Here is a 4,646-nt window from a genome sequence, read left to right as displayed (position 1 = left end):
AGCGAGCGGATCGGCTCCGGCAGCGCGTCGATTGCGTCGGCCTGTGCCCGGTCCTCTGCCTCACAGGCGCGCTGGCGAAGAACCGCGACCTCGATTTCGGCAAGGCACTCGGCAACGGTGGGGCGCGACCCGAACGATCCCGAACCGGACCAGTCGACACGATCCGCGCGGACGAACAGCCGGGCGACTTCCTCGCCGGTATCCTCGTCGATCACGCGCTTCGTGGCGTAGGCCGGGGCGGACAGGCTCGCAAGCGTGGCGCCCATATCGGCGAAGGTGAGGGAAAGGGCTGGGCTGGGCATCGGTGTGTCTCCTTTGCCTGAATGAAAGCATTTCTTTCACATGGGCGCAAGAGGAAAGAAAGCATTGCTTTCATTTTGTCGGGAACGGCCTTATCGTGAGTGCACGAAAGGAGCCGCCAATGACACAGCCAAACGCAAAGCGGCCCGGCCATCTGGGGGATGGTCGAGCCGCGAAAAAGGATCGTTCTGAAGGTCCGATCGCTTCCGAAAATAGCCGCGATAGCCGAATCGGGCAAGCCGCCGCCTGGTACGCGGCGCATCGGCTCGAGCTGCCGCGCCCGCTCGTGCCGAACCTTGCGCGCCGGTTCGATCTGACCTCCGCCGAAGCCGCGAAGGCTCTGGCGCGTGCGGGGAGGGCGGCATGAGCCAGGTCGTCGCGTTCCCAGAACCCGGCCGGAACCCTGATGCCTTCACCCGCGACCTATTCGCGTGGCTTAACCAAGTGAAAGCTGATGCCGAACTTCCTGCGAGCGCCTTCAAGGTGGCTTTCGAATTGGGACAGCACGCAAACAGGGCGCAGTTCCGCAAGACCGGCAAGCTCGTTGCGTGGCCGTCTCTGACGACGATAGCAGGCGGAATTGGCATGTCCGAGCGCACCGTCCGCGACATGGCCCAACGCCTCGCCAAGCGACATCTGGCCGTTGCGATCGGGCGAGGTCCGGGGAACCCGAGCATCTACACCATGACCACAGAAAACCGGCAGCCGGCTGCCGCATATGGGGAACGAAAACCGGCAGGATACGACAGTGAAACCGGCAGGGAACTGCCGCATAAAACCGGCAGCCTGCTGCCTACTAACCATCTGAGTCCATCTGAAGAACCATCTGATAGGCGGCGAAAAGCCGCCGAACCATCTGATGGGTGCTCTACGGTTGACGGTAGTAGGGGATCGCGCCTTGACGGCGCTCCCCCTTCCCAAGCTCCGAATCGAGAACCGCAATCCTTCCGCGTCGGCGGCTGGCGCCGCAATGCAAGCGGCGACCACTACGAGGTGCTGGCGGTTGATGTCGAGGCGCACACGGTAACGGTTCGATTCACCGAAACCGGCATCGAGCAAACCACGAAAGCCCCGGCCGGCGCTGTGCTGATCCCTTGCGACGACGACCTGGACGATGAAATTCCGTTTTGAAAGGAACCCGGATATGGAACTAACGACGGCCCAAGCGCTGATCTACTTAGCCGCCGCCATGTGCAACATCTTCACTGGCTTCCAGCTTCTCCGCGCACTGAACCGTGCGGAGCGGAACTCCGCAAGGATGCTCTGGCTGCTGGACTCAATGGGGAAGCCGGACTCGGCGAGCGCGTCAGCAGAAGCCCGCCTTGAGGGAGAGATTTCATGACGATGGGAAAGCTCGTACTCGATCTGTCGACCGTCAATGCCGATCTGCGAGAACTATCGCTTCCGCCAATCGACCTTGATGTTTTTGCCGAACGCCTTTCCGGTCGCCTTTTCGATCTCGGCCTTGCCGTGAGCAAGAAGGGCTTCACGAATAACGGCGACAGTGCCAATCTCCCGTCCGCACCCGGCGCAGGAGATTATGTCATCGTCCTGGGGCGGATTGTTGGGATAGACGAATTTGTCACTCCCACATTCGACACAGGTTACACCGGCGAAGTCTGACATTGCTCTACCTCCCGTATGCCGGTTGCTTTCACCTCATCCCCGCCACTGGAACCAGCCGATCACGCGGCCGAAAACCTGCACGTCATCTCTCGGCAAATTGTCGGGTGCATAGCGGTCATTGTCCGATATCACCGACACGAGATCGGAGCGGGGAACGAGTTTAAGGCGCTTCACCATCAAGCCGTCGCCATAGTCGATCGCGTAGATGTCGTTGGGCGGAAGCTTGTTCTGGCGGGTGTCGACGAAGACCACTGAACCGCCGGCCAGCGTCGGTTCCATACTGTCGCCGCGCACCTCCCACGCATAGATTCCGGAGAGAGAGCCGAAGGCGCGGACCAGGTACTCGGGGAACGTCCAGTATCCACGCAGATCGTCGGGGTCGAGCGGGAGGCCGTCGTTGCCCTGCACAATCGCGAGGGCGCCGCCGCCGCCTAAGCCGCCGAAGATGTTCAGGTCAGGTATCCTGACCGACCCCGACGAGGCCGATTTTGCGGCAGGCTGGACGATATCGTTGGGGTCCATACTGCCGCGGCCGGTTGCGAGCCATTCATACGAGATGCCGGTTCGCGCGGAAATCAGTTCGAGATTCTCTTCCTTGATCCCTTGATCGCGCTCCCAATTGCCAACAGCGCCCCGCGTGATGCCGCCAAGCAGCCGCGCGAAGCCCTCCTGTGTCAGTTGAAGTTTGTCCCGAACTTCCTTGATTCGTGCGCCTTTGGTCGACATGGCGGCGACTATGACGAAAGAGGCGCTTTCAATCATCGAAAGAGATGCTTGCAAAAGTGTGAAAGAAATGCTTTCAATCGCGCATGGAAGAAATTTGCGCAATCGCGAAAGACAAGGCTGGCGGGCCGACCGCGTTGGCCAAGACCTTGGGCGGAATAACGCCGCAAGCCGTTTCCCTGTGGAAGAAGGTGCCCGTCGACCGCGTCATTGACGTCGAGCGGATCACCGGGATTTCGCGGCACAAGCTTCGTCCCGACATTTTCGGGCCCGCGCCGGTCGAGGGAGACGCGGCGTGACCAATCCCGACGAAAACGGATGGCTGCCGATAGAGACGGCCCCGAAGGATGGAAACTACTTCCTCGCATGGGAAGTCGTGGGTCCCATGGATGAGTACGACGAAGACGACAATCTGGTCGGGCGCGGGAAATACGCCCGGCAATGCGTTGTCGCCTACTGTCCATTTCCGGGAATCAGTAGGACGCTGGCCACGTACCCGTGGAACGGGGCCATCTCTCACAACGCCGTTTTCACCCACTGGCAACCCCTTCCCAAGCCCCCGGTGAAACCATGACTTCGCGCGTCCTCCCAAGCGCGATGGTGGTCCGCGTATCCGGTCTCGCGTTCGCGGCCCGCCTTTCTTCTTCGCTCGTCTCATTCGCCCGTTCCTTTGATCGCGTGTCCAGCGCTGATCAGGAACGTAGGCGAAGGGATCAGCAAGGTGTTGCAGAAAACCAGCAAGCGTTTGCCGAAAGGGGGCAAGGCAATGAGTGACGTCGCGTTTGCCCAGTCGCTCTTTCGGGAGGCGTTCCCGAAGGCGCGGTACGGGAAGGTCGATGCGCTTGTGTACGCAGCGTACCGCTACCTCAAGCCTCGCGTGGAGCCGCGTCTCGATCGGCCCTTCACGCTTCGGCGGTGCGAGACGCTGTTCCGCGGCAAGGTGCGGCGCGTCGATGGCGCGGAACTGGACGCCCTGAAACAGGCAAAACTCGAGGAAGCGCGACGTGAATACCGGGAACTCAAAGACCGGCTGGCGAGCATGGAGGCTGCGCTTGCCGTGGCCGATGAGGAATTCCATGGCCCGCAGATGGATGCGTATCGCAGATCAGCGGCTCCGGTGGGCAGCCTGGATCGCACCGGAACTGGCGGAGGCGCCCGATGAGTGTGGGTCGACCATGGAAGGAACTGACCGCTCAGGAGAAAAGAGCCGCAGTTAAGTTCCGCATTCGCAAGGAAAGCTTCAACGAAATAGCGGCAGCGCTCGGCACAACAAAAGGCGCAGTTGCGACCGTGGTGCGCACGATGCGTGCCTCAGGTGAGTTGCCGCCGCCCCAGAGAGCTTTCGCGCGCAACAAGCCGCGAACACCAGCGCCGCCATCGACACCATCACGGCCAAAACTGCGCGTTGTGAGCAACAATGTTGACCTGATGGTCAAGGACTTCATCGCGAAGAAAGGTGTTCGACGTTTCGAGCCCGGCGCGTGCACGGACCTCATCTTTGTCAACGAATACCTGCGGCCCCACGGCTACCAGATTTCGGCCTACCAGAACCGTTTCCAGATCAAGAGCGAGCGCGGCCGACCGCGCGCCACCGACCGCGACGGCCTGTTTCGCTTCGTCGACAAACTCCGGGTCGCTGATGGCCTGGAACCGATCAGCATAGCCAACGCCTAACGGGAAAAGGGAAACACCAATGGCGACTATTCGTGAAGGCCGGAACCGTGCGACGCCGGAAGAAGCCGCTTCCTTCGCGTCCGAGATCGACCGCATCGAACAAAACCGCGAGGTCAAGCTCGACGAGCTCGATGCCGAGTTCAAGAAGCGGAAACGGGACCTGCACAAGCAGTTCGACGGTGACCAGGAGAGCATCTTCGATGATGCGAAAAAGCAGGGTGTCACCAAGTCTACCCTGAAGGCGATTGTCACTGGTCAGAAGCGTATTCGCAAAGCCGAGGAAGCGATCGAGGCGGCCAAAGAGAAGGCCCGCGACGGCCTCG

Annotated in this window: 11 protein-coding genes; 9 read left to right on the top strand and 2 right to left on the bottom strand. The window is 61.0% G+C overall.

Translation table 11 applies throughout. From position 1 onward, the window contains the following. Positions 1 to 302: hypothetical protein (locus tag EP165_RS20205; protein WP_164743126.1), on the bottom strand; the 302-nt coding region annotated here is incomplete at its 3' end. Positions 303 to 421: 119 nt separating this feature from the next. Between EP165_RS20205 and EP165_RS20200 the strand changes: the two genes are divergently transcribed. Genes EP165_RS20200 through EP165_RS20185 form a run of 4 tightly spaced genes read left to right on the top strand, consistent with a single transcriptional unit; the run spans position 422 to position 1,923 of the window. Further along, a complete protein-coding gene (locus tag EP165_RS20200) occupies positions 422 to 667 on the top strand; it encodes a hypothetical protein (RefSeq protein ID WP_127524661.1) in 246 nt (81 codons plus the stop codon). After that, complete coding sequence (locus EP165_RS20195; RefSeq protein WP_127524660.1) at positions 664 to 1,431, top strand: helix-turn-helix domain-containing protein; 768 nt, start codon at positions 664 to 666, stop codon at positions 1,429 to 1,431. Before EP165_RS20200 ends, EP165_RS20195 begins: the two co-directional genes overlap by 4 nt. Positions 1,432 to 1,444: 13 nt before the next feature. Then, a complete protein-coding gene (locus EP165_RS20190; protein WP_164743125.1) occupies positions 1,445 to 1,642 on the top strand; it encodes a hypothetical protein in 198 nt (65 codons plus the stop codon). Then, positions 1,639 to 1,923, top strand: coding sequence for a hypothetical protein (locus EP165_RS20185; RefSeq protein WP_127524658.1), 285 nt, complete (start codon positions 1,639 to 1,641; stop codon positions 1,921 to 1,923). The genes EP165_RS20190 and EP165_RS20185 overlap by 4 nt, the downstream gene beginning before the upstream one ends. A gap of 36 nt (positions 1,924 to 1,959) precedes the next feature. On the opposite strand, the gene EP165_RS20180 is transcribed toward EP165_RS20185, so the two are convergent. Next, positions 1,960 to 2,688: an XRE family transcriptional regulator gene (locus EP165_RS20180; RefSeq protein WP_127524657.1), complete on the bottom strand. Its 729-nt coding sequence runs from the start codon at positions 2,686 to 2,688 to the stop codon at positions 1,960 to 1,962. A gap of 47 nt (positions 2,689 to 2,735) precedes the next feature. Here EP165_RS20180 and EP165_RS20175 point away from each other — a divergent pair, with 47 nt between their 5' ends. The 5 genes from EP165_RS20175 to EP165_RS20155 form a co-directional block, all read left to right on the top strand. Beyond that, positions 2,736 to 2,948, top strand: coding sequence for a transcriptional regulator (locus EP165_RS20175; protein ID WP_127524656.1), 213 nt, complete (start codon positions 2,736 to 2,738; stop codon positions 2,946 to 2,948). Next, positions 2,945 to 3,223 carry a hypothetical protein gene (locus EP165_RS20170; RefSeq protein ID WP_127524655.1) on the top strand — a complete coding sequence of 93 codons (279 nt, stop codon included), beginning with the start codon at positions 2,945 to 2,947 and terminating at the stop codon, positions 3,221 to 3,223. The genes EP165_RS20175 and EP165_RS20170 overlap by 4 nt, the downstream gene beginning before the upstream one ends. 147 nt (positions 3,224 to 3,370) lie before the next feature. Continuing rightward, positions 3,371 to 3,811: a hypothetical protein gene (locus EP165_RS20165; RefSeq protein WP_127524654.1), complete on the top strand. Its 441-nt coding sequence runs from the start codon at positions 3,371 to 3,373 to the stop codon at positions 3,809 to 3,811. A 128-nt stretch (positions 3,812 to 3,939) separates the two neighbouring features. Next, entirely contained in the window at positions 3,940 to 4,323 is a 384-nt protein-coding gene (locus EP165_RS20160) for a hypothetical protein (protein ID WP_127524653.1), read from the top strand. 19 nt (positions 4,324 to 4,342) lie between these two features. Continuing rightward, a partial coding sequence (locus EP165_RS20155) for a hypothetical protein (protein WP_164743124.1) occupies positions 4,343 to 4,646 on the top strand: 304 nt, incomplete at its 3' end.

The organism is Mesorhizobium sp. Z1-4 (assembly GCF_004000235.1).
In the GTDB taxonomy this organism is placed as follows: domain Bacteria; phylum Pseudomonadota; class Alphaproteobacteria; order Rhizobiales; family Rhizobiaceae; genus RCIO01.
This window is presented reverse-complemented; position numbering and strand designations above follow the sequence as displayed.